This window comes from Arthrobacter sp. TmtSoilC48 (assembly GCF_059739425.1).
Window position 1 is genome coordinate 2,419,134 of the sequence record NZ_AP046049.1, and the last position, 24,891, is coordinate 2,444,024.

Annotated in this window: 19 protein-coding genes and 2 tRNA genes; 16 read left to right on the forward strand and 5 right to left on the reverse strand. The window is 61.8% G+C overall.

The features are described from left to right. The first annotated feature begins 99 nt into the window (after nt 1-99). The 3 genes from AC6I97_RS11405 to AC6I97_RS11415 all read left to right on the forward strand — a co-directional run bounded on the left by AC6I97_RS11405 (nt 100) and on the right by AC6I97_RS11415 (nt 2,570). The gene (locus AC6I97_RS11405; RefSeq protein ID WP_224164543.1) at nt 100-1,110 is read left to right on the forward strand and encodes a hypothetical protein; all 1,011 of its coding nucleotides are present in this window, start codon (nt 100-102) and stop codon (nt 1,108-1,110) included. Between the two features lie 72 nt (nt 1,111-1,182). Next, the gene (locus tag AC6I97_RS11410; protein WP_224164542.1) at nt 1,183-1,665 is read left to right on the forward strand and encodes a ribose-5-phosphate isomerase; all 483 of its coding nucleotides are present in this window, start codon (nt 1,183-1,185) and stop codon (nt 1,663-1,665) included. Beyond that, nucleotides 1,665-2,570 (forward strand): Fpg/Nei family DNA glycosylase, encoded by a 906-nt coding sequence (locus AC6I97_RS11415; protein ID WP_497944920.1) that lies wholly within the window; start codon nt 1,665-1,667, stop codon nt 2,568-2,570. The genes AC6I97_RS11410 and AC6I97_RS11415 overlap by 1 nt, the downstream gene beginning before the upstream one ends. 98 nt (nt 2,571-2,668) lie before the next feature. On the opposite strand, the gene AC6I97_RS11420 is transcribed toward AC6I97_RS11415, so the two are convergent. Then, nucleotides 2,669-2,742, reverse strand: a tRNA-Gly gene (locus AC6I97_RS11420). 150 nt (nt 2,743-2,892) lie between these two features. Here AC6I97_RS11420 and AC6I97_RS11425 point away from each other — a divergent pair. The 6 genes from AC6I97_RS11425 to AC6I97_RS11450 all read left to right on the forward strand — a co-directional run bounded on the left by AC6I97_RS11425 (nt 2,893) and on the right by AC6I97_RS11450 (nt 8,226). Continuing rightward, a tRNA-Pro gene (locus AC6I97_RS11425) sits at nt 2,893-2,967 on the forward strand. A 70-nt stretch (nt 2,968-3,037) separates the two neighbouring features. Beyond that, the gene (gene tig, locus AC6I97_RS11430) at nt 3,038-4,420 is read left to right on the forward strand and encodes a trigger factor (RefSeq protein ID WP_224090703.1); all 1,383 of its coding nucleotides are present in this window, start codon (nt 3,038-3,040) and stop codon (nt 4,418-4,420) included. Nucleotides 4,421-4,674: 254 nt separating this feature from the next. After that, the gene (locus AC6I97_RS11435; RefSeq protein WP_275964122.1) at nt 4,675-5,298 is read left to right on the forward strand and encodes an ATP-dependent Clp protease proteolytic subunit; all 624 of its coding nucleotides are present in this window, start codon (nt 4,675-4,677) and stop codon (nt 5,296-5,298) included. A gap of 38 nt (nt 5,299-5,336) precedes the next feature. Then, nucleotides 5,337-5,996 (forward strand): ATP-dependent Clp protease proteolytic subunit, encoded by a 660-nt coding sequence (locus AC6I97_RS11440; protein ID WP_216925476.1) that lies wholly within the window; start codon nt 5,337-5,339, stop codon nt 5,994-5,996. 182 nt (nt 5,997-6,178) lie between these two features. Continuing rightward, a complete protein-coding gene (gene clpX / locus AC6I97_RS11445; protein ID WP_223933150.1) occupies nt 6,179-7,468 on the forward strand; it encodes an ATP-dependent Clp protease ATP-binding subunit ClpX in 1,290 nt (429 codons plus the stop codon). Nucleotides 7,469-7,581: 113 nt separating this feature from the next. Beyond that, on the forward strand, nt 7,582-8,226 hold the full coding sequence (locus tag AC6I97_RS11450; RefSeq protein ID WP_275965568.1) for a mycothiol-dependent nitroreductase Rv2466c family protein: 645 nt from the start codon (nt 7,582-7,584) through the stop codon (nt 8,224-8,226). Nucleotides 8,227-8,279: 53 nt separating this feature from the next. Here the strand turns inward: AC6I97_RS11450 and AC6I97_RS11455 are convergent, their stop codons facing one another. Then, complete coding sequence (locus AC6I97_RS11455; protein ID WP_224164540.1) at nt 8,280-9,155, reverse strand: Fpg/Nei family DNA glycosylase; 876 nt, start codon at nt 9,153-9,155, stop codon at nt 8,280-8,282. A 366-nt stretch (nt 9,156-9,521) separates the two neighbouring features. After that, nucleotides 9,522-12,143 carry a valine--tRNA ligase gene (valS, locus tag AC6I97_RS11460; RefSeq protein ID WP_224164539.1) on the reverse strand — a complete coding sequence of 874 codons (2,622 nt, stop codon included), beginning with the start codon at nt 12,141-12,143 and terminating at the stop codon, nt 9,522-9,524. A 50-nt stretch (nt 12,144-12,193) separates the two neighbouring features. Between valS and AC6I97_RS11465 the strand changes: the two genes are divergently transcribed. Beyond that, nucleotides 12,194-12,565, forward strand: a complete 372-nt coding sequence (locus AC6I97_RS11465; RefSeq protein WP_497944921.1) for a DUF488 domain-containing protein — start codon at nt 12,194-12,196, stop codon at nt 12,563-12,565. A gap of 22 nt (nt 12,566-12,587) precedes the next feature. Further along, nucleotides 12,588-13,367, forward strand: a complete 780-nt coding sequence (locus tag AC6I97_RS11470; RefSeq protein ID WP_497944922.1) for an SDR family oxidoreductase — start codon at nt 12,588-12,590, stop codon at nt 13,365-13,367. Between the two features lie 23 nt (nt 13,368-13,390). On the opposite strand, the gene AC6I97_RS11475 is transcribed toward AC6I97_RS11470, so the two are convergent. Continuing rightward, a complete protein-coding gene (locus tag AC6I97_RS11475) occupies nt 13,391-14,449 on the reverse strand; it encodes an endonuclease/exonuclease/phosphatase family protein (protein ID WP_497944923.1) in 1,059 nt (352 codons plus the stop codon). 354 nt (nt 14,450-14,803) lie between these two features. Between AC6I97_RS11475 and ileS the strand changes: the two genes are divergently transcribed. From ileS to ndk, 4 genes are read left to right on the forward strand one after another with little or no spacing between them, the layout of a single operon-like run. Next, nucleotides 14,804-18,091, forward strand: coding sequence for an isoleucine--tRNA ligase (gene ileS, locus AC6I97_RS11480; RefSeq protein WP_497944924.1), 3,288 nt, complete (start codon nt 14,804-14,806; stop codon nt 18,089-18,091). Nucleotides 18,092-18,094: 3 nt separating this feature from the next. Next, nucleotides 18,095-19,456 (forward strand): bifunctional folylpolyglutamate synthase/dihydrofolate synthase, encoded by a 1,362-nt coding sequence (locus tag AC6I97_RS11485; protein ID WP_224090686.1) that lies wholly within the window; start codon nt 18,095-18,097, stop codon nt 19,454-19,456. A 2-nt stretch (nt 19,457-19,458) separates the two neighbouring features. Continuing rightward, nucleotides 19,459-19,902 (forward strand): DUF4233 domain-containing protein, encoded by a 444-nt coding sequence (locus AC6I97_RS11490; RefSeq protein WP_497944925.1) that lies wholly within the window; start codon nt 19,459-19,461, stop codon nt 19,900-19,902. A gap of 51 nt (nt 19,903-19,953) precedes the next feature. Beyond that, a complete protein-coding gene (gene ndk, locus AC6I97_RS11495) occupies nt 19,954-20,373 on the forward strand; it encodes a nucleoside-diphosphate kinase (RefSeq protein WP_224164534.1) in 420 nt (139 codons plus the stop codon). Between the two features lie 76 nt (nt 20,374-20,449). Here the strand turns inward: ndk and AC6I97_RS11500 are convergent, their stop codons facing one another. Then, nucleotides 20,450-21,073, reverse strand: a complete 624-nt coding sequence (locus AC6I97_RS11500; RefSeq protein ID WP_497947057.1) for a vitamin K epoxide reductase family protein — start codon at nt 21,071-21,073, stop codon at nt 20,450-20,452. 528 nt (nt 21,074-21,601) lie between these two features. On the opposite strand from AC6I97_RS11500, the gene AC6I97_RS11505 reads away from it, so the two are divergent. Continuing rightward, the gene (locus AC6I97_RS11505) at nt 21,602-24,844 is read left to right on the forward strand and encodes an Rne/Rng family ribonuclease (protein WP_497944926.1); all 3,243 of its coding nucleotides are present in this window, start codon (nt 21,602-21,604) and stop codon (nt 24,842-24,844) included. Nucleotides 24,845-24,891 lie beyond the last annotated feature (47 nt).

Genomic DNA, 24,891 nt, shown 5'->3' on the forward strand with positions numbered 1-24,891 from the left:
GGCAGGTCCGGTCGATGGTGTGAAGCCATTCTTTCACTCCAAGCGCCGATGGCAAGGAGGTGCCCCCACAGTGTCGCCGGCACGGAGTAGCGTTGGAGCATGGGAACGTTCAGGGAGTCTCTTGATATCCGCGCACTCAGGTTTGCACTCGCCTTTCCGTTGCTGCTGGCCATAGGCTTCGTTGTGTGCGCACAGATGGTGCGAAACGATCTTCCCGATCCGGTAGCAGTGATGTGGAACGCCGACGGCGGCAGTGCCTTTGCTCCTTTCGGCGCCTATGTAACCGGCGGCGCAGCCCTGATCACCTTTTTCGGTTGGGTCGCGTTCCTCCAGGCCGTGCCGCTGTCCCGGCCGGTGGTCATGCGCAGGGTCATGATGGGCCTTGGCCTCATGGTGAGCCTCTTCGTGACAACAGTGCTGGCTGCCGGATTGGTAGGGCAATCGGGGCTGGGGGACGCCCGCGCTTCCCACGTTGATCCGATCGTCCTCGCCATGGGCAGTGGAGCGGCGGTGTCGTTGGGAGTCGTCCTCATGTTCGCCTTCAAACCCGATCCCCGGTGGACGCGGGAGGACGACGAAGCCCTTGAAGCCGCACGCCTTTACGTCACAGACCCGGACCTCGCGCGGGATACGCTGCGCATGTGGGTCCATGCCCGCAGTTCAGTTTTCATCATGATCATCGTGTCCACGCTGTTTCCAGCCGCGCTGATCGCGATAGCCGTCCCATGGCTGGGAGCCTTGTTGGCCGCGGCGGCGCTGGTTGGTGCCGGCTTCCTCTTCGCCCGCGTCCGGGCGGACAGGGGAGGGCTGCAGGTCTTCGCAGGCGGCATCGTGCCGGTCCTGACCGTTCCCGCCGTCGACATCGCGGCAGCAGCTCCGGCTGAAGTGAAAGCGGCAGACTTTGGCGGATGGGGTTGGCGGCATCATGACGATGCAACGGCGATGCTGGTCAGCAGCGGACCGGCCGTCGTCGTAAGGAAACTTAATGGAGGCAGGGTTGCGCTCAGTGCAGGGACTCCGGCAACAGCGGACGAACTCGCCGGCATCCTGAACCGGGCTGCCGAGCGGGCCCACCACGGCGGGCAGCCCCAGCAACCCGGGGCGCGGTAACCTAGGTAGCGCATCCCACACCGCCGCGCCCGGCAAGTGCCGTACCGGCGCGCCAGAAAGAATGGACTTCCTGTGACTACACCCCGCGTCCACATCGCCACCGACCACGCCGGCATGGAACTCAGCGCCCACCTGGTCAGCCACCTCACCGCAAAGGGTTATGAGGTTGTGGACCACGGACCCAGGGAATATGACGCTCTGGATGACTACCCGTCCTTCTGCATCAACGCAGGAGTTGCAGTGGTGGCTGACCAGCAAGCAGGCGTGCATGCGCTGGGCATCGTCCTGGGTGGTTCGGGCAATGGTGAACAAATTGCCGCCAACAAGGTCAAGGGTGTGCGTGCCGCGCTGGCCTGGAACCTCTCTACGGCCAAGCTCGCCCGCGAGCACAACGACGCCAACGTAGTGGCCGTGGGTGGCCGCCAGCATACGGTGGAAGAAGCAACCGAACTCATTGAGGCCTTCCTCCAGGAACCTTTCAGCAATGACGAGCGCCACATCCGCCGTATCGGCAAGATTGCGGCTTACGAGACCACCGGCGAGATCGTCGAGTAGTGCCTGAGGGACACTCCGTCCATAGGCTGGCCCGCCAATTCCAGGACGTGTTTGGCGGCCGGCGTTTGGAGGTTTCGAGTCCGCAGGGCCGATTCACGGCCGGTGCGGAGCTTCTGAGCGGACATGTGATGGTTGAATCTGTTGCGCACGGAAAGCAGCTGTTCCTGAGGTTCGACCACGATCTTTTCCTCCACGTTCACCTTGGTCTTTATGGTGCCTGGAGCTTTGGCGGCGATAGCTCCTTCTCGGGAGCCTCCAGCATTGGCGCGCCCCGCCGGATCGGTGAGCGCGAGACTGCCTCATCCGGTATTGATGGGGAGTCCGGTGCCGGGGTGGACTACGCAGGGCCTCCCGCCCCGGTGGGTGCCGTCCGCGCCCGCCTGGTGTCGGACAACGGCTGGGCCGATCTTCGTGGAGCCACCACTTGCGCCGCTGTTACGTCCCATGAAGCAGAAGCTGTACTGGGCCGCCTGGGCCCCGATCCGCTGCGTAACCGGCCGGGGGACCGGAACGAGTTCATCCGCCGGTTGCGACGCCGCAAGACGGCCGTGGCCTTGCTGTTGATGGACCAATCGGTGCTGGCGGGGGTCGGAAATATTTACCGCGCCGAGGTCCTCTTTCGTCAGGCGGTGGATCCATGGACTCCTGGGAACATGATTGATGCTGCGACGGCCGGCAAGTTGTGGGATGACGCCGTCCTTGCCATGTCCGACGGCGTACGCGACGGCCGGATTGTCACCACGCCGCCGGCGCTATGGAGTGGTAACGGCACCTCAGCGCCCGACGCCGATGCCCACTTTGTCTATAAGCGCGAAGGGCAGCCCTGCCGCGCTTGCGGGACGCTGGTAGGCATGGCCGAAATCGGCGCCCGCAAACTGTATTGGTGCCCTGGCTGCCAGTTGTAACAGCGCCTGCCAGTTGTAACAGCGCTGGCCTGTTGTAACAACGGTTGCGGGTTCGTAACAACAAAAAAGCCCCAATCCGAAGATTGGGGCTTTTTTACTGGAGGGGACGACGGGAATCGAACCCGCGTAATCAGTTTGGAAGACTGAGGCTTTACCATTAAGCTACGTCCCCGGGTGGGTCTCCTGCTGGATCCTTGTATGGATCTCATGCTCAGGACATCTTCCCGGTGGCTGTTGAAGCCGGGTACAACTAAACCTAATTCCGGCGGCGGTGTCAAATGTGCATTCCGGGCCCGCTTGCCCGTAGACTGTCCTGTGCATTCGGGGTGTAGCTCAGCTTGGCTAGAGCGCCTGCTTTGGGAGCAGGAAGTCGCAGGTTCAAATCCTGTCACCCCGACTCTGTGTTTCGTGTCCGCCTCAGGGATGCGGCAGAACCCCATACCCACAAATTCAGGAGTACTTAGACTGTGAAGAGCGCTGTCGAGAACCTCACCCCCACGCGGGTCAAGCTCAACGTTGAGGTTCCCTTTGAGGAACTGAAGCCGAGCATCGATGCCGCTTACAAGACTGTTGCTTCGCAGATCCAGGTCCCCGGATTCCGCAAGGGCAAGGTTCCTTCCAAGCTGATCGACCAGCGCGTTGGCCGTGGCTATGTCCTGGAAACCGCCATCAACGATGGCCTCAACGGCTGGTACCAGGCTGCTGTCCAGGAAACGGGTGTTCGTCCCCTGAGCCGTCCTGAAGTTGAGATCACCGAGGTTCCGGACCCGTCCGCAACCGATGGCGAGCTTAAGTTCCAGGTGGAGATTGATGTTCGGCCCGAGATCGAGCTGCCGGACTATGCAGGCATCAAGGTTGAGGTTGCTGCGGCTGAATCCTCCGCTGAAGACGTCGACAAGGCCTTGGATGAACTGCGTGGCCGCTTCGGCACGCTGAAGTCCGTGGAGCGTCCCGCCCGGAACGAGGACTTCCTCACGATCGACATCACCGCCACGATCGATGGCGAAGAAATCGACTCGGCGTCCGGCTTGTCCTACCAGGTTGGTGCAGGCACCATGCTTGAGGGCCTGGACGAGGCCGTGACCGGTCTGTCCGCAGACGAAGAAGCAATCTTCGACACCACGCTCGTTGGCGGCGACCACGCCGGCGAGGCAGCCCAGGTGAAGGTTGTTGTCAAGGCCGTCAAGGAGCGCGAGCTTCCTGAAGCCAACGACGACTTCGCACAGCTGGCTTCGGAATTCGACACCCTTGCTGAGCTCCGCGAGGACCTCGCCAAGCAGGCTGCCGATTCCAAGGTTGTCGGACAGGGCGTTGAGGCCCGCGACAAGGTCCTGGACAAGCTCGTAGAGCTCGTCGAGGTCCCCGTTCCGGCTTCGGTTGTCGAAGAGCAGATTGAGGCTCACTTCAACCCGGAGAACGCCCACGGCGAAGGTGACCACGACACCGAGGAGCACCGCGCCGAGGTCAAGGCAAACACTGAGCGCGCCTTCCAGAACGAGGTCATCCTTGACGCCATTGCGGACAAGGAAGAAGTTGACGTCAGCCAGAACGAGCTGATCGACTACATCGTCAGCACCGCAAGCCAGTACGGTATGGATCCCAACCAGTTCGCCCAGATCATCGATCAGAGCGGCCAGGTCCCCATGATGGTTTCCGAAGTACGCCGCCGCAAGGCACTGGCCGTTGTGCTGGGCCAGGCCGAGGTCGTTGACTCCGAAGGCAACAAGGTTGACCTGAGCGATTTTGTCCGCCCTGCGGGCGAAGTTGCTGCTGATGAGGCAGCAACCGCCGAAGCCGGCGAGGAAGCGGATGTTGTCGCCAGCGATGACCCCGCAGCCGTGAAGTTCTAGTCAATAGCGCATCAACCGACCCCGGATCAGTGATCCGGGGTCGGTTTGTTTTAAGCCCTGAACGGACAAGCCCGCATACAATCAGCGTGCTGGATCTGCGGGCCCGCTCCAATCGTGCGCCGTCAGCGAACAGCGCGATTCCGGCGAACAAATCGTCCCTGAAAACGGTTAGTGTCCAAGTAGTGAAGTTCAGTGAGGTCACTGGCACCAGCGAGAGGTAAGTACTTATGTCACAGCAATCAGAGGCTCCCCGGATGGCAACTGTCGATCCCGCAGCCCAGGACAACTACATCTACAACCGCCTGCTGAAAGAGCGCATCATCTGGCTTGGCTCTGAAGTCCGTGACGAGAACGCCAACGCCATCTGCTCCCAGCTGCTCCTCCTCTCGGCTGAAGACCCCGAGAAGGACATCTACCTTTACATCAACTCACCCGGTGGCTCGGTGACCGCCGGCATGGCCATCTACGACACCATGCAGTTCATCCCCAACGATGTTGTCACTGTTGCCACCGGCCTGGCTGCCTCCATGGGGCAGTTCCTGCTCTCCTCCGGAACCAAGGGGAAGCGTTACGCCACCCCCAACGCCCGTATTCTCATGCACCAGCCGTCCGGTGGCATCGGCGGCACTGCTTCGGATATCAAAATCCAGGCCGAGCTCATCCTGCACATGAAGAAGGTCATGGCGGAACTCACCGCAGAACAGACCGGCCAGACTGTGGAGACCATCCTCAAGGACAACGACCGCGACAAGTGGTTCACGGCCACGGAGGCTCTGGAGTACGGCTTCTTCGACAAGATCTCGGCTCACGCAGGCTCGGTAGCTGGTGGCGGTGGAACGGCCAACCAGTCGAACTCCGAGCCAGGCTCCGAAAACTAACCGGCACCAAAGAACCACTGAAACCCAGGAGTAATGACATGAACTACAACTTCGGATGGTCTGCCGGTAATCTCCCAACCAGCCGCTACGTCCTGCCCCAGTTCGAAGAGCGCACACCGTACGGCTTCAAGCGCCAGGATCCGTACACCAAGCTGTTCGAGGACCGCATCATCTTCCTCGGCGTCCAGGTTGACGACGCTTCTGCCGATGACATCATGGCCCAGCTGCTGGTCCTTGAATCGACGGATCCGGACCGCGACATCACGTTGTACATCAACTCGCCCGGCGGCTCCTTCACGGCCATGACGGCGATCTATGACACCATGCAGTACATTCGTCCGGAGATCCAGACCGTATGCCTGGGCCAGGCAGCCAGTGCGGCAGCTGTCCTGCTTGCAGCGGGAACACCCGGCAAGCGGCTGGCACTGCCGAACGCACGCGTGCTGATCCACCAGCCGGCGTTGTCCGGCGGCCAGGGCGGCCAGGCATCCGACCTCGAGATCCAGGCTGCTGAAGTCATGCGCATGCGTACATGGCTTGAAGACACGCTGGCACACCACTCGGGCCGTACCTCCGAGCAGGTCAACAATGACATCGAGCGCGACAAGATCCTGACCGCGGCCGAGGCCATGAGCTACGGTCTGATCGACCAGGTCCTGGACTCCCGCAAGATCAAGCCCCAGGCAATCGCCAGGTAGCATACGGAAAACGACGCCGGTGCGGTTCGCGAAATATGGACCGCACCGGCGTTCTGTTTCCACCCAAGCAGCCCATTGTGACCTAGAGTGGATGTTGTCACGGTGGTGCCAACCCCGGCCAGGCTGCACACTTGAGTACGGCACGGAGCCGCATCACCCGCATGTAACGAAGGGATTCCCACATGGCTCGGATTGGCGAGAGCACGGACCTGCTGAAGTGTTCTTTCTGCGGAAAGAGCCAGAAGCAGGTACGGAAGCTGATTGCCGGGCCCGGTGTGTACATCTGCGATGAGTGCATCGAGCTTTGCAACGAGATCATCGAAGAAGAACTTGCGGAAGTTTCGGACCTTGGCAGTTTTGAACTCCCCAAGCCCCGGGAGATCTTCGATTTCCTGCAGGAATACGTCATCGGCCAGGAGCCTGCCAAACGGTCGTTGGCAGTTGCCGTCTACAACCACTACAAGCGGATCCAGGCCGGTCATGCTCCCAAGGCCGGGAGCCTTGGTGAGGGTCCGCATCACGAGGATGTGGAGATCGCCAAATCCAACATCCTGCTGATCGGTCCAACTGGCTGTGGCAAGACGTATCTGGCGCAAACGCTCGCCCGCAGGCTCAATGTCCCGTTCGCCGTGGCCGATGCAACCGCACTCACGGAGGCTGGCTATGTGGGCGAGGATGTCGAAAACATACTGCTCAAGCTCATCCAGGCCGCTGATTACGACGTCAAGAAAGCCGAACAAGGCATCATTTACATTGACGAGATCGACAAAATCTCCCGCAAGAGCGAGAACCCCTCGATCACCCGGGACGTGTCGGGCGAGGGAGTCCAGCAGGCCCTGCTGAAGATCCTCGAAGGCACAGTAGCCTCCGTCCCGCCGCAGGGTGGACGTAAGCATCCGCACCAGGAATTCATCCAGATCGACACCACCAACGTGCTCTTCATCGTGGCAGGTGCATTTGCCGGCCTTGAGGACATCATTGGTTCGCGGTCAGGGCGCAAGGGCATCGGTTTTGGAGCGCCACTGAACGAAGTCCGGGACAACGTGGACACTTACGGTGAAGTCATGCCGGAAGACCTGCTGAAGTTCGGACTCATTCCGGAGTTCATTGGCCGCCTGCCAGTGATCACCACCGTCTCGAATCTGGACCGTCCTGCGTTGATCCAGATCCTTTCCACGCCCAAGAATGCCCTGGTGAAGCAATACCAGAAGATGTTCCAGCTGGATGGTGTAGACCTGCAATTCGACGACGACGCTTTGGATGCCATCGCTGACCAGGCTCTTGAGCGTGGAACCGGCGCCCGTGGCCTGAGGGCCATCATGGAAGAAGTCTTGCTGCCCGTCATGTTTGATCTGCCAAGCAGGGATGACATCGCAACTGTCGTCATCACCGCTGATGTGGTGGACAACAAGGCCCAGCCCACCATGATTGGCCACGACGTCGTAGCGAAGCGCCGGAATAAGTCGGCCTAGCCACCCGTTGGCCTAGTAAGCGGCGGTTTCATTCATTCCGCGTCGCTTGATGCCCGCTTTTTACTCTTCCAAGGAGTTTCCCTGTGCCTGAAATGAATGTGCCTGAACTGACTGTGCCTGAACAGAGCCTGCCCGAACAGAACCTGCCAGAGCAGCCCGTCAATAAAGCCGATTTCTGGTTCGATCCTGTTTGCCCCTTCGCATGGATCACATCGCGCTGGATCGGCGAGGTGGAGCAAGTGCGGGGAATTGAGACCGAATGGCACGTCATGAGCTTGTCCGTCCTCAATGAGGGCCGTGACCTTCCCGGGGATTACAGGGCGATGATGGACGACAGCTGGGGTCCTGTCCGCGTGATCATTGCTGCCCAGGAGCTCCATGGCAGCAGGTACATCAAACCCTTGTACGACGCCATGGGGGAACAGTTCCACCACGAAGGCAACAAGGACCGTAGTTCCGTGATCCAGAAAGCGCTGGCAGAAGTAGGCCTTCCTGCTGAGCTGGCCCGCTTCGCGGACTCAGGGGAGTACGACACCGAATTGCGGGCCAGCCACGAGGCCGGCATCTCCCTGGTGGGCCAGGATGTGGGAACGCCCGTGGTGGCTGTAAATGGCACGGCCTTCTTCGGCCCGGTCCTCACCCGGATTCCGAGGGGCGAAGAAGCGGGGCAACTTTGGGATGCCACGGTAACCCTTGCCGGCTACCCGCACTTCTTCGAAATCAAGCGCAGCCGCACGGAAAGCCCTGAATTCAACTAGGAAAGCCCGAGTTCAACCAGGAAGCCCAGGTCCGGCCCGGCGAATCCGCGGCACTACTTCAGGAAGCGCGACGTACGCCGGTCCGCGAGGATCTTTCCGTGGGTTTGGCAGGTAGCACAGTACTGAAGTGACGTGTCTGCGAACGACACTTCACGTACAGTGTCGCCGCAAACAGGGCAGGGCAGCCCGGTCCTGGCATGGACCCTGAAATTGCTTCGCTTGGTGTCCTTCAGCTCGCTGGAAGGCTTTCCAGCTGCCGCGTTCACGGCACCCACCAAAACCTCCTGCATGGCATCGTAGAGCCGCTGCACTGTTTCGCCGTCGATCGTCTTCGCGATGGCGAAGGGGGAGATTTTGGCGGCGTGCAGAATCTCATCGCTGTAGGCGTTGCCAATCCCGGCGATGATGCTTTGGCTGCGGAGAAGTCCCTTGATCTGTTGGGAACTTGTCTTAAGGATTGCCGCCAGGGCATTTTCGTCGAAGTCGGGGCTGAGCGGTTCCGGACCCAGGGTTGCGATCCCGGGAACATCCAAGGGATCCCTTACCACGTAGATGGCCAGGCTCTTTTTGGTGCCGGCTTCAGTGAGGTCCAGTCCTATGTGGGCGTCGTCGGCCTGCCGGTGCAGCAGTAGCCTGGCCGCTATGTTGCTCTTGCCCATGCGCAGCCCGGCTGCTGATGGATGCTCCGTATAGCGGACCCACCCGGCCTTTGCGAGGTGGAAGACGAAAAACAGGCCGTCGGCATCGAGGCTGATGAACTTGCCGAAGCGCTGTGTGCCCTGGATGGTGCGGCCTTCGAGGGTGCTGTAGGGCGGATCAGCGGTCTTCAAGGCGGCGATGGAGTTGATGCGGACGCTGGTCAGCACTGCTCCATGGAGCTGGGTGTCCAGATACGTGCACAGGCCGTGCACTTCGGGAAGTTCCGGCATGTCCATACTCTGCCATAGCTTTACCCGGGCTGCAGGATAGCTGCACGAAAAAGCCCTGGCAGAACTACAGGATTGTAGTTCTGCCAGGGCTCTTGTGCATGGTCACTGGCGGGACCACAATGGTTCTTACCCACTTCGAAAGAAGAGGGACACGGAAACCAAAGATTCAGTGATATGCAACCAACGCAGCCTTTGGCAAAGTTGGAAGCAAGCTACCAGTGACGAGGTAGTAAGACCTGAAATTCCGAGGATTCCGCCAGACTGTCAAGCCGTCACCAGACAGCCGAAAAGTCGAAGCCCCACCAACGGCAAAACGCTGATGGGGCTTCCCCTTTGCCCAAATTTCCGGAATTTGCCGGAAGGCTCTTAGGACGCTGGCGTTTCCTCTGCCGGTGCGAGGACGACGTCGCTGACCGTCAGCTCACCCTCACCGGACTGAAGTGCGATCTCCTGGGCGTTCGCGGCTGCCTTCAGGTCCCCGAGTCCGGCCTTGAGCTGCGCAACAAGCATTTCATTGGCCGTGATGGACGCCGAGAGTACTGCGGTGCGCTGCTTCACTTTTGCCTCGGACTTGGCCTTGCGGATGCCACTGAGTGCTACGCCAACAGTGCCAAGCATGGTGGTGTCGCCATCGGCGATTTCCAGTGCGGCAGGCCATTGGGCGCGGTGAACCGAGCCGGTGCGCCACCAGCTCCACACCTCTTCGGTGGCGAAGGGCAGGAACGGCGCGAAAAGGCGCAGCAAGGAGTCCAGGGTGGTGGCCAGCGCAGCCAGTACGGATGCTTGCTCCGACTCCCCGGCCGCACCGTAGGCGCGGTCCTTGATCAGCTCGACGTAGTCGTCGGTGAACTGCCAGAAGAATGACTCAGTGATTTGCAGTGCCCGCGCGTAGTCGTAGTTTTCGAAAGCCTTGGTGGACTGCGCAACAACGTCCGACAACTGGGCGAGCAGTGCCCGGTCCAGTGGATTGGTCAGCACGGAAAGATCGCTGGACACCACGGAGTTTTCGGTGGCACCAAGGTTCAACACGAACTTGGAGGCGTTGAGTAGCTTGATGGCCAACCGACGGCCGATCTTCATCTGCGCGATTTCGTAGGCCGTGTCCGCACCGAGCTTGGCCGAGGCTGCCCAGTAGCGGACGGCGTCCGAGCCGAACTCGTTCAGGACGTCCGTGGGGACAACCACGTTGCCCTTGGACTTGGACATCTTTTTGCGGTCCGGGTCAAGGATCCACCCTGAAATAGCTGCGTGCTTCCACGGCGCGCTCTTCTGCAGGGCGTCGGCGCGGACAGCGGAGGAGAACAGCCATGTGCGAATGATGTCGTGACCCTGGGGGCGGAGGTCGAACGGGTAGACCTTGGAGAACAGTTCCTCGTCACGGCTCCAGCCACCCACGATCTGCGGGGTAAGGGAAGACGTGGCCCAGGTGTCCAGGACGTCGGCGTCACCTGTGAAGCCGTTGGCCTGGTCACGCTGCGCTTCCTCGAAGCCAGGGGCTGCATCTGCGGCGGGATCCACGGGGAGCATGTCATCCGATGGCAGGATGGGGTGGTCGTAGTCCGGGTTGCCCTGGGCATCCAGGGGGTACCAGACGGGAATGGGCACGCCGAAGAAGCGTTGGCGTGATACGAGCCAGTCGCCGTTCAGGCCCGCGATCCAGTTCTCATAGCGCGAGCGCATGAAAGAGGGGTGGAAGTTGATTTCCTGGCCGCGGCCGATCAACCGTTCGCGGCGTTCTTCATCTCGTCCACCGTTGCGGATGTACCACTGGCGTGAGGTCACCACCTCAAGGGGCTTGTCGCCCTTTTCGAAGAAGTTCACGGGGTGGGTGATCTTCTTCGGTTCGCCGTCCAGCAGGCCTGCCGCCGTGAGGAGCTCTACAACTGCTTCCTTGGCGGAGAAGGCCGTCTTGCCGGCGATCGCGGCGTAGGCTTCCTTGCCGGCGTCGGTAGTGATCCATTCCGGGGTTTCGGCAATGATGCGGCCATCGCGGCCCATGATGGCGCGTGTGGGCAGCTGCAGCTCGCGCCACCACGTGACGTCTGTCAGGTCACCAAAGGTGCAGACCATCGCGATGCCGGAGCCCTTGTCCGCTTTGGCGAGCGGGTGGGCCTTTACCTCAAGCTCAACGTCGAAGAGCGGCGACTTCACGGTCTTGCCGAACAGCGGCTGGTACCGTTCGTCGTCGGGGTTTGCTACCAGCGCGGCGCAAGCGGCGAGCAGTTCCGGACGGGTGGTCTCGATGAAGATCTTTTCGCCGTCTTCGGTGAAGAAGGGGTAGCGGTAGTAGGCGCCCGCAACTTCGCGGTCCTCAAGCTCAGCCTGGGCTACAGCGGTACGGAACGTGACGTCCCACAACGTGGGGGCCTCGGCCATGTAGGCGTCGCCCGCTGCAAGGTTGGCAAGGAAGGCACGCTGGGATACCGCACGGGAGGTGTCGTCGATGGTGCGGTAGGTCAGGTCCCAGTCCACGGACAGGCCGAGGGTCTGGAAGAGGTTCTCGAAGACTTTTTCGTCCTCGACAGCGAGTTCCTCGCACAGCTCGATGAAGTTCTGCCGGGAAACGACGTCGAAATCGCGCTGGTTCTTGGCCGGCTGTGCTGGAGGACGGTAGTCGGCGTTGTAGGGGATGGCGGGATCGCAGCGCACACCGTAGTAGTTCTGGACGCGACGCTCAGTGGGCAGGCCGTTGTCGTCCCAACCCATGGGGTAGAAGACATTCTTTCCGGTCATGCGCATGTAGCGGGCCTGGACGTCCGTCTGCGTGAAGGAGAACATGTGGCCCACGTGGAGGGAACCCGAGGCGGTCGGCGGGGGAGTGTCGATCGAGTAGACCTGCTCCCGGGTGGTGTCCGGGTTGAACTTGTAGGTTCCTTCGTCCAGCCAGCGCTGCGTCAGGGCAGCCTCAAGGCCTTCAAGGGCCGGCTTGTCGGGAACGTTGATGGGGGCGGTGGCGGGCGTGTCTGTACCCTGCGTTGATTCAGCCATGTGTCAATTGTTCCATGGTCCGCCGCAGCGCCTTGCCGTAGCATGCCGTCATGGCCGGCCATCGGGACGCTTTCGTCCTCAAACGCATCTATGAGGACCCCGCTGACGACGACGGTGCCCGGGTTTTGGTTGACAGGCTATGGCCGCGCGGGGTGTCCAAGGAGAAGGCCCACTTGAATTTGTGGCTGAAGGAAGTCGCGCCATCGCCACCCTTGCGGACCGAATTCGCACACATGCAGGAGCGGTTCACCGATTTCCGGCGGCAGTACGAGGCTGAACTGGAAAGCAATGCTGCAGTTCAGACTTTGCTGGAGTTGGCGAGGTCCCATCCTCGGGTCACCTTGCTCTATGCCGCCAGGGATCCAGAGGTGAACCATGCCGTGGTATTACGTGAATTCCTGCTCGGCCGGGCAGATGCTTGAAGCCTGCGGATAGTGTGGTGCCATGACTTTGGCAGCACACACGGTTCATCCAGTTCAGAACAAGACAGCAGTAGTAACCGGCGCGAGCACGGGCATCGGCGAGGCAACGGTGCGGGCGTTGGCCTCCACAGGCTGGAAGGTCTTTGCGGTGGCCCGCAGGGCCGACCGCTTGGGCGCGCTGGGCGCCGAAACCGGCGCTATTCCATTTGCGGCCGATATCACCAGCGACGACGACGTCGCAGCCCTTTTGCAGGCCGTTTCCAAAGCCGGGGGAGCCGATACCCTCATCAACATCGCCGGCGGTGCCCGTGGCGCGGACACGATCGCGAATGCCGATACTGAGGATTGGGAGTGGATGTACCAGGTCAACGTCCTGGGCACCATGAAGATCACCAGGGCATTCCTTCCGATGCTGAGGGAGGACGGGGAAGGAACTGTACTCAACCTCACATCCACCGCCGGACTGGCCGCTTACGAAGGCGGCGCAGGATACAACGCCGCAAAGTTTGCCCAGCACGCCATGACCAACGCCCTAAGGCTGGAAGAAGTGGGTCACAACATCCGTGTCATCGAGGTAGCGCCGGGCCTGGTCCACACTGAGGAATTTGCCCTTAACCGGCTGGGTGACAAGGACGCTGCCGCCAAGGTCTACGCCGGAGTCGAAAAGCCCCTAACGGCAGAGGACGTGGCCGACGTCGTCAAGTACGCAGTCTCGCTGCCGCACCACATCAACCTGGACCAGATCGTGGTGCGCCCGGTGGCGCAGGCGGCCAACCACAAGCTCATCCGCAAGGAAGGCTGAAGCGAGACACGCCTTCCAACCGGCTAACCGGCCGGGATAACCAGGGTTGCCACCATGGCCGCATGGTCAGAACCGGAAACCTGGTGGACCGCGTAGCCATTGCTGCCGATTCGGGGCGACGTAACCATGTGATCGATCACGATCCCAGGTAGGGGTGGTCCCTCCATCGGCCAGGTGGGGGAGAACCGTCCGCCTGAGGCTGTTCCGACGTCGACGAGCTTTTTCCCGTCCTGTCCGCCGCCCATGGCGGGGTCAAGCACGGCACGGAACTCGGCATGGTCGTAGGTGGAGTTGTAGTCACCCATCAGCAGGTGATGTCCCGGATGGGAGGCCTGACGGGCAACCTTGACAAGGTCGCTGCGCCACTGCTGGATCCGCTCGTCAACCGGGGGCAGTGCATGAACGTTGGTGAGGTTCAACGTCGCCTTGGAAACGTTGCCCGCATCCGTGACGAGGACCCGCGTAACGTCCATCCGGAATGGCGTATCGGGCAGCAGCCCCTCCGGTTGCAGAGGGAAAACGGAATACACGGCGCCACCGGAAGCGTCGTCGTTGGGTTCACTCAGGAGGTTCGGCAGTATTGACTCCAGGCCTTCGGAGCGTAAGCGGTCTTCCAGCCCTTGCGTATGCTCCTGGAGGGTCAAGAGTTGAACACCGTTGTCCCGGACCAACTTCACGATGGCACGTGCGTCAGCCTCACCGTATTCAGTGTTGAGGCTCATCACCTTCACGGAAACAGTGGCGGTCCCCGCAGGAACTGCTTCTGCCCTTCCGGTGTCCAGCGGAAACAGCCAGAACAATTGGAGAGCCAACAGGGCTGCCGTCGTGATGAGGACCCACAGGCGGCGCCCAACTACTGCAAGGACCATCGCCAACGCCGATGGCAGCACCATCCACAGGGTGAACGACAACAGTTGAACCACCACCAGCGGCCACTCCGTGGGGACCGCCCTGAACAGCGACATTCCCGCCACAGGCAACACCAAGAGCAGAGCGAGGACCGACCACGCGGGGGATGCCTGGTGGCCCAGCCAGCGTTTTACCGGGCCCGCGGCCGGAAGGACAAGGGCGGGGTTGGTCATGGGTCGAGTCTATGCACCCGACGGCATCCAGCTGGTCCACCCGAAGGATGATCGTGCGAGTGGAGCACGGGGCTCTCCTGCCGCTAGACTTGGGAGACAAGCGTTGACCCGGCCATCACCGGTGAGCTTCCGGAAGAACATCCCTGAACGCCCAAGTGGAGCAATCCAAGCGGCGGCCAGGGCCCAGTAGAACCGGACGGGTAAGCCCGTCACAGCAGTAATGAGAGGCCGGGACCGGCCGTTGCCCCCACCCGGGGCGCCATGGTTCCGGTAAGTGAGGTGGTACCGCGGCAACAGCAAACACTGAAGCCGTCCTCGCATCCTGACAGTCAACCAGCTATCACAGGATATGAGATGACCCACTACCCCAAGGCCTCAGCGACTCCTTCAGGCACGCAGGGCGTGTCCGCTTCCGTGAAGTTCCCGGAAATCGAAGAGCGCATCCTCAAGTACTGGGATGAAGACGGCACCTTCCAGGCAAGCATCGACCAGCGCGAAGCAGGCAAAGACGGCAGCAACGAGTTCGTCTTCTACGACGGCCCTCCCTTCGCCAACGGCCTCCCTCACTACGGGCACCTCCTCACTGGCTACGCCAAGGACCTCGTGGGCCGCTACCAGACCCAGCGCGGCAAGCGCGTGGAGCGCCGCTTCGGCTGGGACACCCACGGCCTTCCAGCCGAGCTCGAAGCCATGAAGCAACTGGGCATGACGGACAAGACCCAGATCGAAGCCATGGGCATCGACAAATTCAACGACGCCTGCCGCGCCTCCGTCATGAAGTACGCCAACGAATGGAAGGCCTACGTCACACGCCAGGCCCGTTGGGTGGACTTCGACAACGACTACAAGACGCTCAACGTCGAGTACATGGAGTCGGTGCTGTGGGCCTTCAAGCAACTGCACGAAAAAGGACTGACGTACAACGGGTACCGCGTCCTCCCGTACTGCTGGAAGGACGAGACGCCACTGTCCAACCACGAGCTCCGCATGGACGACGACGTCTACAAGAACCGCCAGGACCAGACCGTCACGGTAACGTTCCCCATCAAGGCGGGGGAGTCCGAACTCTCCAAGGCCCTCGAAGGCGTCCAGGCGCTCGCCTGGACCACAACGCCCTGGACGCTGCCCACCAACCTGGCGCTCGCCGTCGGGCCTGAAATCCCCTATGCGGTCCTGCCCGCCGGTCCGAACGGCGTCAAGGCTGCTTCGGCGGAAGCCCCGGTCACGGGCAGCTTCCTGCTGGCCGCCGACCTCGTGGGGACCTACGCCAAGGATTTGGGGTACGACGACGCAGCTGCCGCAGCTGCCGCCGTCGTCTCAACCCATACAGGCGCCGAGTTGGCGGGCCTTGAGTACGAGCCACTGTGGAACGACTTTGCCGATGCCGAGAAGTACGGCACCCGGAACGCGTGGCGCTTCCTTGTGGCGGACTACGTCACCACCACAGACGGTACGGGAATCGTGCACCAGGCTCCGGCCTATGGTGAGGATGACCAGAAGGTCTGTGAGGATGCCGGCATCCCCGTTGTCCTGTCCGTTGACGAGGGCGCGAAGTTCCTGCCGTTGTTTGCCCATGGCGAGCTCGCCTCGATCGTGGGACTGCAGGTCTTTGACGCGAACAAGCCCATCACCCAGGTGCTGCGCGCCGATGGCCGCCTGGTCCGCCAGGCCAGCTACGAGCACAGCTACCCGCACTGCTGGCGCTGCCGGAACCCGCTGATCTACCGTGCTGTGTCCTCCTGGTACGTCGAGGTCACCAAGTTCAAGGACCGCATGTCCGAGCTGAACCAGGAGATCAACTGGATCCCGGGCAACGTCAAGGACGGCCAGTTCGGCAAATGGCTGGACAACGCCCGCGACTGGTCCATCAGCCGTAACCGCTACTGGGGTTCGCCGATTCCCGTGTGGCAGTCCGATGATCCCGAGTACCCGCGTACGGACGTTTACGGCTCGCTGGCTGACATCGAGGCGGACTTCGGCCGTCTGCCGGTCAACAACGAAGGGCAAGTGGACCTGCACCGCCCGTTCATCGATGAATTGACCCGTCCCAACCCTGACGACCCCACAGGCAAGTCCACCATGCGCCGCGTCGAAGACGTCCTGGACGTCTGGTTCGACTCCGGTTCCATGCCCTACGGCCAGGTGCACTACCCGTTCCAGAACGAGGAATGGTTCGACACCCACAACCCTGCGGACTTCATCGTGGAGTACATCGGCCAGACCCGCGGCTGGTTCTACATGCTCCACATCCTGTCTACGGCGCTGTTCGACCGTCCCGCTTTCCGCAACGTCATCAGCCATGGCATCGTGTTGGGCTCCGACGGCCAAAAAATGTCCAAGAGCCTGCGCAACTACCCGGACGTTTCCGAGGTCCTGGACCGCGACGGCTCGGATGCCATGCGGTGGTTCCTGATGTCCAGCCCGATCCTTCGCGGTGGCAACCTGGTGGTCACCGAGCAGGGCATCCGCGACGGCGTCCGCCAGGTCATCCTGCCGCTCTGGAACGTGTATAGCTTCTTCACTCTCTACACCAACGCCGCGAACTCCGGTTCCGGCTATGAAGCGAAGCTGCGCTACGACGGTTATTCCGACACGTTGGACCAGTATTTGATGGCCAACACCGGGGACCTCGTCCGCAGCCTGACCGAAAGCCTGGATTCTTACGACATCTCCGGGGCCTGCGATGAACTCCGCAGCTACCTGGACATGCTCACCAACTGGTATGTCCGCCGCAGCCGCCAGCGCTTCTTTGACGAGAACGTGGACGCCTTCGACGCCCTCTACACCGCCTTGGAAGCCGTATGCCGTGTGTCAGCGTCCTTGCTGCCGCTCGTGACGGAAGAGATCTGGCGCGGGCTGACGGGGGGCCGTTCCGTGCACCTCGCCGATTGGCCCGACGCTTCACTGTTCCCGGCCAATCCAGGGCTCGTGGAGGCCATGGACCGCGTGCAGCAGATTTGCTCCACCGGATCGAGCCTGCGCAAGGCCGCGAACCTGCGCGTCCGCCTGCCGCTGCAGGAACTGACTGTCGTGGCACCCGGGGCAGATGCGCTGGGAGGCTTCGCCGCCGTCGTCGCCGATGAACTGAACCTTCGCTCCGTCCGCTTGCTGGACGCTGCTTCGGCTTCACCGGAGGAATTCGGCATCGAGCAGAAACTGGTGGTGAACGCCCGGGCTGCTGGTCCGCGCCTTGGCAAAAACGTGCAGCAGGCCATCAAGGGATCCAAGTCCGGCGACTGGTCCGTGACCGATTCCGGCGTCGTGGTGGCCGGGGGACTCGAGCTTGAGCCGCAGGAATACACCCTGGAGACCGTCGTGGCAGAAGCGGCCGACGGCGGGTCTTCCGCAGCTGCCGTACTGCCCGGTGGCGGCTTCGTGGTCCTGAACACCGAAGTCACGCCCGAACTTGCGGCCGAGGGCCTGGCACGCGACATGGTCCGCGCCATCCAGCAGGCACGTAAGGGTGCTGGGCTGAACGTGAGCGACCGCATCCGGACTTCCGTCGAAGCGCAGCAGGACGTCGTTGATGCCCTCCAAGCCAATGCTGAGCTCGTCAAGACCGAAACATTGACCCTGGAACTGGAAGTTCTGCTTTCCAGCGCCGAGGAACCGCAGGTCACCGTAGCAAAGGCAGGGGTCTGACCAATGACTGACGAATTCTCGGTAGAGAGCGTCTACGCCGAACTCCTGGGCCGCGCGCCGGAGAACAAAATGGAACCGCGGTTGGCGCCGCTGTTCCGGGCCATGGACGTGCTGGGTGAGCCCAACAAGGCTTTCCCGATCATCCACATCACGGGTACCAACGGTAAGACGTCCACTGCGCGCATGATCGAGGCCGGGCTCCGTGCCCACGGCCTCAGCACAGGCCGTTACACCAGCCCACACCTTTCCAAGGTCACCGAGCGCATCAGCATAGATGGTGAGCCGGTATCGGATGCGACGTTTGTTCGGATCTGGGATGAAATCCGTCCCTACCTGGAAATCGTTGACAACGAGCTCCTTGCCGACAACCAGCCGCGGCTGACGTACTTCGAATGCGTCACGATCCTCGGGTTCGCCATCTTCGCCGACCAGCCCGTGGATGTGGCGGTCTTTGAGGTGGGACTGGGCGGTATCACCGACGCCACCAACGTCGGAGACGGCCAGGTTTCCGTCATCACGCCGATTTCCCTGGACCACACGGACCTGCTGGGCGATACGACCGAGGACATCGCCTACGAGAAAGCCGGCATCATCAAGCCGGGCGGCTTCCTGGTAAGCGCCGCCCAGCCCGTGGATGCGGCGCAGGTGCTCTTGGAAAAGGCCCGGGAAGTAGACGTACCGTTCCGCTTTGAAGGCGTCGAGTTCGGCGTCGAGTCGCGCAGCGTCGCCGTGGGTGGCCAGGTCCTTACGGTCCAAGGCCTCGCAGGCCGCTACGAAGACCTCCTTCTTCCCTTGCATGGTGCCCATCAGGCAGAGAACGCCGCCGTGGCGGTTGCTGCATTGGAAGCTTTCTTCGGTGGAGGAGAAAAAGAGCTGGACATCGACGTCCTGAAGGAAGCCTTCGGCAACGTGACGTCACCTGGCCGACTGGAAGTGGTGCGGACCGCCCCCACGATCGTGGTGGATGCTGCCCACAACCCGGAAGGGATCCGTGTTTCGGCCGAGGCAATCCACGAGGCCTTCAGCTTCAGCAAGCTGGTGGTCGTCGTTGGAGTCCTGCGGGAGAAGGACGCTGAGGAGATCCTGAAGACACTCAAGGAACAACTTGGCGATCTTGCCGATGAATTCTGCTTCACCCAGTCCAACTCACTGAGGGCTGTCCCTGCAGCGGAACTGGCCGAACTCGCCGTCGATCTTGGCTTTGGCGAGGACAACGTCCACATCGCTGAGAAGCTCGATGACGCACTGGAGTGGGCCGTTGAACGGGCCGAGTCCAACGATGACCTTGCCGGCGGCGTGCTGGTCACCGGCTCCATCACCCTGGTGGCTGAGGCACGCATCCTGCTTGGAAAGGAAGGTGCCTGACAGTGGCAAGGCTGACCAAGGCCCAGCGTGAATGGCGGCCGGGCATGCCCAGGAAGCGTCGATCCACCAAGGTAATGTTCGCTTCCACGGTGCTGCTGCTTGAAGCCTTTGTGGCCTTCTTCGGCACCTTGGTGGTCTTCGGGCTGAGGCGCGGGGAAGTTGCTCCTGGAATCATCCTGGGTGTGGGAATCGCGCTGAGCGTAGTGCTTGTCCTCACATGTGCGGTGTTGTCCAAGCCCTGGGGAATCGGCCTTGGCTGGGGGCTGCAGCTCCTCCTGATCCTGACGGGGATTGCAGAGCCCATGATGTTCATCATTGGCGTCCTCTTCGCCATCTGCTGGTGGTACGGAATCCGGACGGGGATGAGGATCGACCGTGAAGTGGCACAACGCGACCGGGAGCAGGCCGAATGGGACGCCACGCACCGTGACGAGGCTGGTTCGTAAAACCCCGTAAACTGGCTGGGAAACCCACCCACCAACCACATTGGAGCAACTGTGAGCATTGAACGGACCCTTGTCCTGATCAAGCCCGACGGCGTCGCCCGCAACCTCAGCGGAAGCATCCTCGCCCGGATCGAAGCCAAGGGTTACGCCTTGGCCGAGCTGAAGAAGGTCAACGCGACCCGCGAGCTGCTGGAGCAGCACTATGAGGAACACGTGGGCAAGCCGTTCTACGAGCCCCTGGTTGAGTTCATGCTCAGCGGCCCGGTCATCGCAGCTATCTTTGAAGGCCACCGCGTCATCGAAGGCTTCCGCTCCCTGGCAGGAACCACGGACCCCACCACCGCTGCTCCGGGCACCATCCGGGGCGACTTCGGCCGTGACTGGGGCCTGGCAGTCCAGCAGAACCTGGTTCACGGCTCTGACTCCGTTGACTCCGCCGAGCGCGAGATCAAGATCTGGTTCGCCGGCTAGGTACGCCTCGCCGAAGTGACACTTAAGGCCAATGTTCATCACGAACATTGGCCTTAAGTGTCATCTCGCGAAGAGTTTAGTAACCCGACGTGCCTGCGAAGACGTGGATGAAGGCGAAGAAGATCGTGGCAATGACTGCCACATAAAGCAGCGCCACGATGATCCAGCCGGAGTCACCCAAGACCTTGGCCAGTGCCGGTGGGGCCTTGATGACGCCATGGGCGATATTGCGGATGGTCACCCATACGAACATCGGGATCATCACGGCCCACACCACCATGCAGAACGGGCACAGCACGTTGATGACGTACAGGGCCTGGGACCACAGCCACACCACAAAGGCGAACCCCAGGGTTACGCCGGTCTGCAAGCCCAGCCAGTACCCGCGTGAATACTTCGCCCCGGCCAGGAGGCCCATGGCAGTGGTGATGATCACCGCAAAGGCGACGATGCCGATGAACATGTTGGGGAACCCGAAGACCGAACTTTGCGGTGTTTGCATCACCGCACCACAGGAAACCCAGGGATTCACATCGCAGAGCGTGATGTGGTTGGGGTCTTTGAGTACTTCCAGCTTCTCAAGGACCAACGCCCCGGAAGCCAGCCAGCCGATGACGCCGGTGATCAGCAGGAGCCAGGCGAACGGCTTGTCGCGGACTGCTTTAGGCAGCAAACCTGCCTTCGTAGACGTATCCTCCATGGGGGTGGAGGCTTGGTTGGCCAGGTTTTCCCTGGCGGTGCTTGGCATCGCGGACGCAATCCTTTTCAACAAGTGACCCGGTCGGGCCGGGAACGGTTCTTGTCAGGATTGTAACGCCGGAGACTGGATGCAGCCTCCAGCCAGCACCAGCACTTTCCACACTGTGCGACACAGCCCCCTACCCTTCGAATGTGCGGGGGTGTGAGAGAATGAACATGGCTGGAAGCCGATCCACATTCGGAATCCGGTCCGGTGACTTGTTCCCAAGACCGCCAGTATGAGCAGGGCCTGCCCGGATCACATGATCCTCGGTAAGCCCGCCATGACAATGGACGGCACCTGGTTGTGGCAGCAGAACAACGGGTTTCAGAGCAAAGCCACCGGCCTTCCAGGGCTGCCGCACCCCAATGATGGTGCGAACCGGAAGGAATACTACCGACTTCTGTCAACGCCTGAGGGTTTTGACAAATATTTGCCCCACTGGGCGCCGGATGTGGCGGCGTCGCTGGGGCAGGAGTGTTGCCACATATGGATAATGACCAGGTTGTAGCCGTTAATGAAGAGGCAGCTCCCGCGGAAACTGCGGAAGCGCCCAAAAAGACCACCCGGACACGGCGCAAGGCTGCGCCCAAAGCAGTGGAAACAGCCAGCGCTGAGGAAGCCACCGGCACTGAACAAGCCACCGGCACTGAACCGACCGAAGCAGCTGTGAAGGCGCCGGCGCGCCGTACCCGTGCGCGCAAGACAACGGTGCCTGCCGAGCCCCTCCCCGGTTTTGACGATCAGGCCGGAGTAGCGTCCCAGCCGGAAACCGATGCTGAACCTGCCCCTGAAAAGCCGGTCCGCCGTCGTCGGACTACCAAGCCCAAGGACGTTGAGGCAACGGTCAGCGCGGAGGCGCCAGCCCCCGAAGCGTCTTCCGCCGTGGAAGCCGTTGAAGAAATCACGACGCCGGATGCGGGGTCCCAGCCTGCGCCGGCTACCCAGGGCGACCTTCCCGTGGAGGGCGACGTTCCCGCCGAGGAAGAGGCCGAAGCTGCCGAGGAGTCCGCCCCCGGTTCAACGTCGTTGTTCCTGGAACCTGTCTCCATTACGTCGATGATCTTCCAGGCCCCTGATCTGAGCACCGTTGCCCGCCCCGCCGTAGAGGAAAAGGCCGAAGAGTCTGAAGCAGAAGCTCCGGAAGCCGGGTCAACTGACGAGCTGGAGGATTCCAGCAGCCGTCGTCGTCGCCGTAGCCGTGGCCGGCGTGGCCGCCGCGGGACTGAACGCGATGAGACCGATTCCGAGGACGGCGCTGAGGCTGAGGATGAAGAAGATGCTCCGGTAGCGGAAGCGCTCGAAGAGGGCGTCACGTCGCGTCGTCGTCGGCGTCGCCGCCGGGGTGATCAGGATCTTGAACTGACTGGCGGCTCGGACGATGACCCGCCCAACACGGTGACCCGTGTCCGCGCGCCCCGCCCGATCACTGAGACGGCCCCGTCAAACCGGGTTACCAGTGTTAAGGGTTCCACCAGGCTTGAGGCCAAGAAGCAGCGCCGCCGCGAGTCCCGCGAGACCGGACGCCGCCGCCAGGTAATTACAGAGGCTGAGTTCCTTGCCCGCCGCGAGTCCGTGGATCGCCAGATGATCGTCCGCCAGCGCGACGATAGAATCCAGATTGCGGTCCTTGAAGACGGCGTGCTTGCTGAGCACTTTGTGTCCAAGACCCAGCAGGATTCGCTGATCGGCAACGTGTACCTGGGCAAGGTCCAGAATGTTCTGCCGTCCATGGAAGCTGCCTTCGTGGACATCGGACGCGGGCGCAACGCCGTTCTTTACGCCGGCGAAGTCAACTGGGACGCCGTCAATCTCGAGGGACAGCCGCGCCGGATCGAGAATGCCCTCAAGTCCGGTGATTCTGTCCTGGTGCAGGTGACCAAGGATCCTGTTGGCCACAAGGGCGCGCGCCTCACAAGCCAGATTTCCCTCCCGGGCCGCTACCTTGTGTACGTGCCTGGCGGTTCCATGACCGGCATCTCGCGCAAACTGCCCGACGTCGAACGCAACCGCCTCAAGCGCATCCTCAAGGACCGTTTGCCTGAGAACGCCGGCGTCATCGTGCGCACAGCCGCTGAAGGTGCCTCCGAGGAAGAACTGACACACGACATCAACCGTTTGCGCGCGCAATGGGAAGGCATTGAAGGCCAGGCGTCCTCCACCAAGGTGCTGGCACCCGAACTGCTCTACGGCGAACCTGACCTCACCATCAAGGTGGTCCGGGATGTCTTCAACGAGGACTTTTCCAAGCTGATTGTGTCCGGCGACGACGCGTGGGACACCATTGAGGCTTACGTCACCTACGTTGCTCCCGATTTGGTGGGCCGCCTTGAAAAGTGGACCAAGGACCAGGACATTTTTGCGGCCTGGCGGATCGACGAACAGATCCACAAAGCTCTGGAGCGCAAGGTCTTCCTGCCGTCAGGCGGTTCCCTTGTCATCGACCGCACCGAGGCCATGACCGTGGTGGACGTCAACACAGGTAAGTTCACCGGCAGCGGTGGAAACCTTGAAGAAACCGTCACCAAGAACAACCTTGAAGCGGCCGAGGAAGTAGTTCGCCAGCTGCGCCTGCGCGATATCGGCGGCATCATTGTCATCGACTTCATCGACATGGTCCTTGAATCCAACCGTGACCTGGTACTCCGCCGATTGGTGGAATGCCTGGGCCGTGACCGCACCAAGCACCAAGTGGCTGAAGTGACGTCGCTTGGTCTGGTGCAGATGACACGCAAGCGCATGGGCACAGGCTTGCTTGAAGTGTTCGGTGAGCAGTGCGAGCACTGCGCCGGACGCGGCGTCGTCACCCATGATGAGCCCGTGGAACACCGACGCGCCAACGTAGTTGCCGCCGAGCACCACCGTCCACACACAGAACCGCAACAGCCTGCTGCCCGGAATGAACGCAAGCGTCGCCGTGGGAAAGGTGGGGGAGCGGTAGCCGAGGAACCAGTCTCCACCCACAGCACCGCTGCCGCCCCGGTAGCTGCGCCAAGTGGCAAGGAGTCGGTTGACCCCGTTCGCCAGGCGAAGGCCGAGGCGACCAGGGCGGCTCTTGCCACCATCGCCGCTGCAGCGCATGCCGCGCACTTGCACGACGACGAAGTTCACCGCGCGGAGGAACTGGCACGCGCAGCCGGTCAGCATCACGACACAGCTGAATCCGTGTCTGATACGGCAACCGGCGATGCCGGGGGAGCGGCCGCAGCTGATGCCGCCAGCCATGAAGCAGCGGTTCGGGAGGCACGGTCCACGCCCGTTTTGCGCTTCGGCGGCGAAGAAGTGGCGCTTCCATTCGTGGAGCACCATGAGGAACCATCTGCGGGCAAGCCGGCCATGAGCCTGGACCTGCTGGCGGAGGCGTTCTCGCACCTCGGTGCTGCACCGGCTGCCGAGGAAAAGACCGTGGATACGGTTTCCGGACCTGCCACGGCTTCCGAAACTTCCGCTGCCTCCGCTGCCACTACCTCCGCTGCCAGTGCTGCGGCCACCGACGGTCAGAACGATCGTTCTTCGCGTTCGCGTGGAAGTCGAGGCCGAAGGAACCGTAGCGCGAGCAGGGCACAGGGTGCCGCAAACGAAACCAGCGTGGAGCACCACGAGGTAACTGCCGCAGCCGCGGGTGGAACGGCCCACGAGGCCAAAGCGCCGGCAGCGGAAGAGCCTGCCAAAAAGAAGGCAGCTGACGAGCCCATCATCCTCGGCGTAGGAGTTCCAGCTTCGGAGTTGTAAGCACGTCAGCACTGATGACGTATTGAAAGAGTCCCGCAGTATCCGAT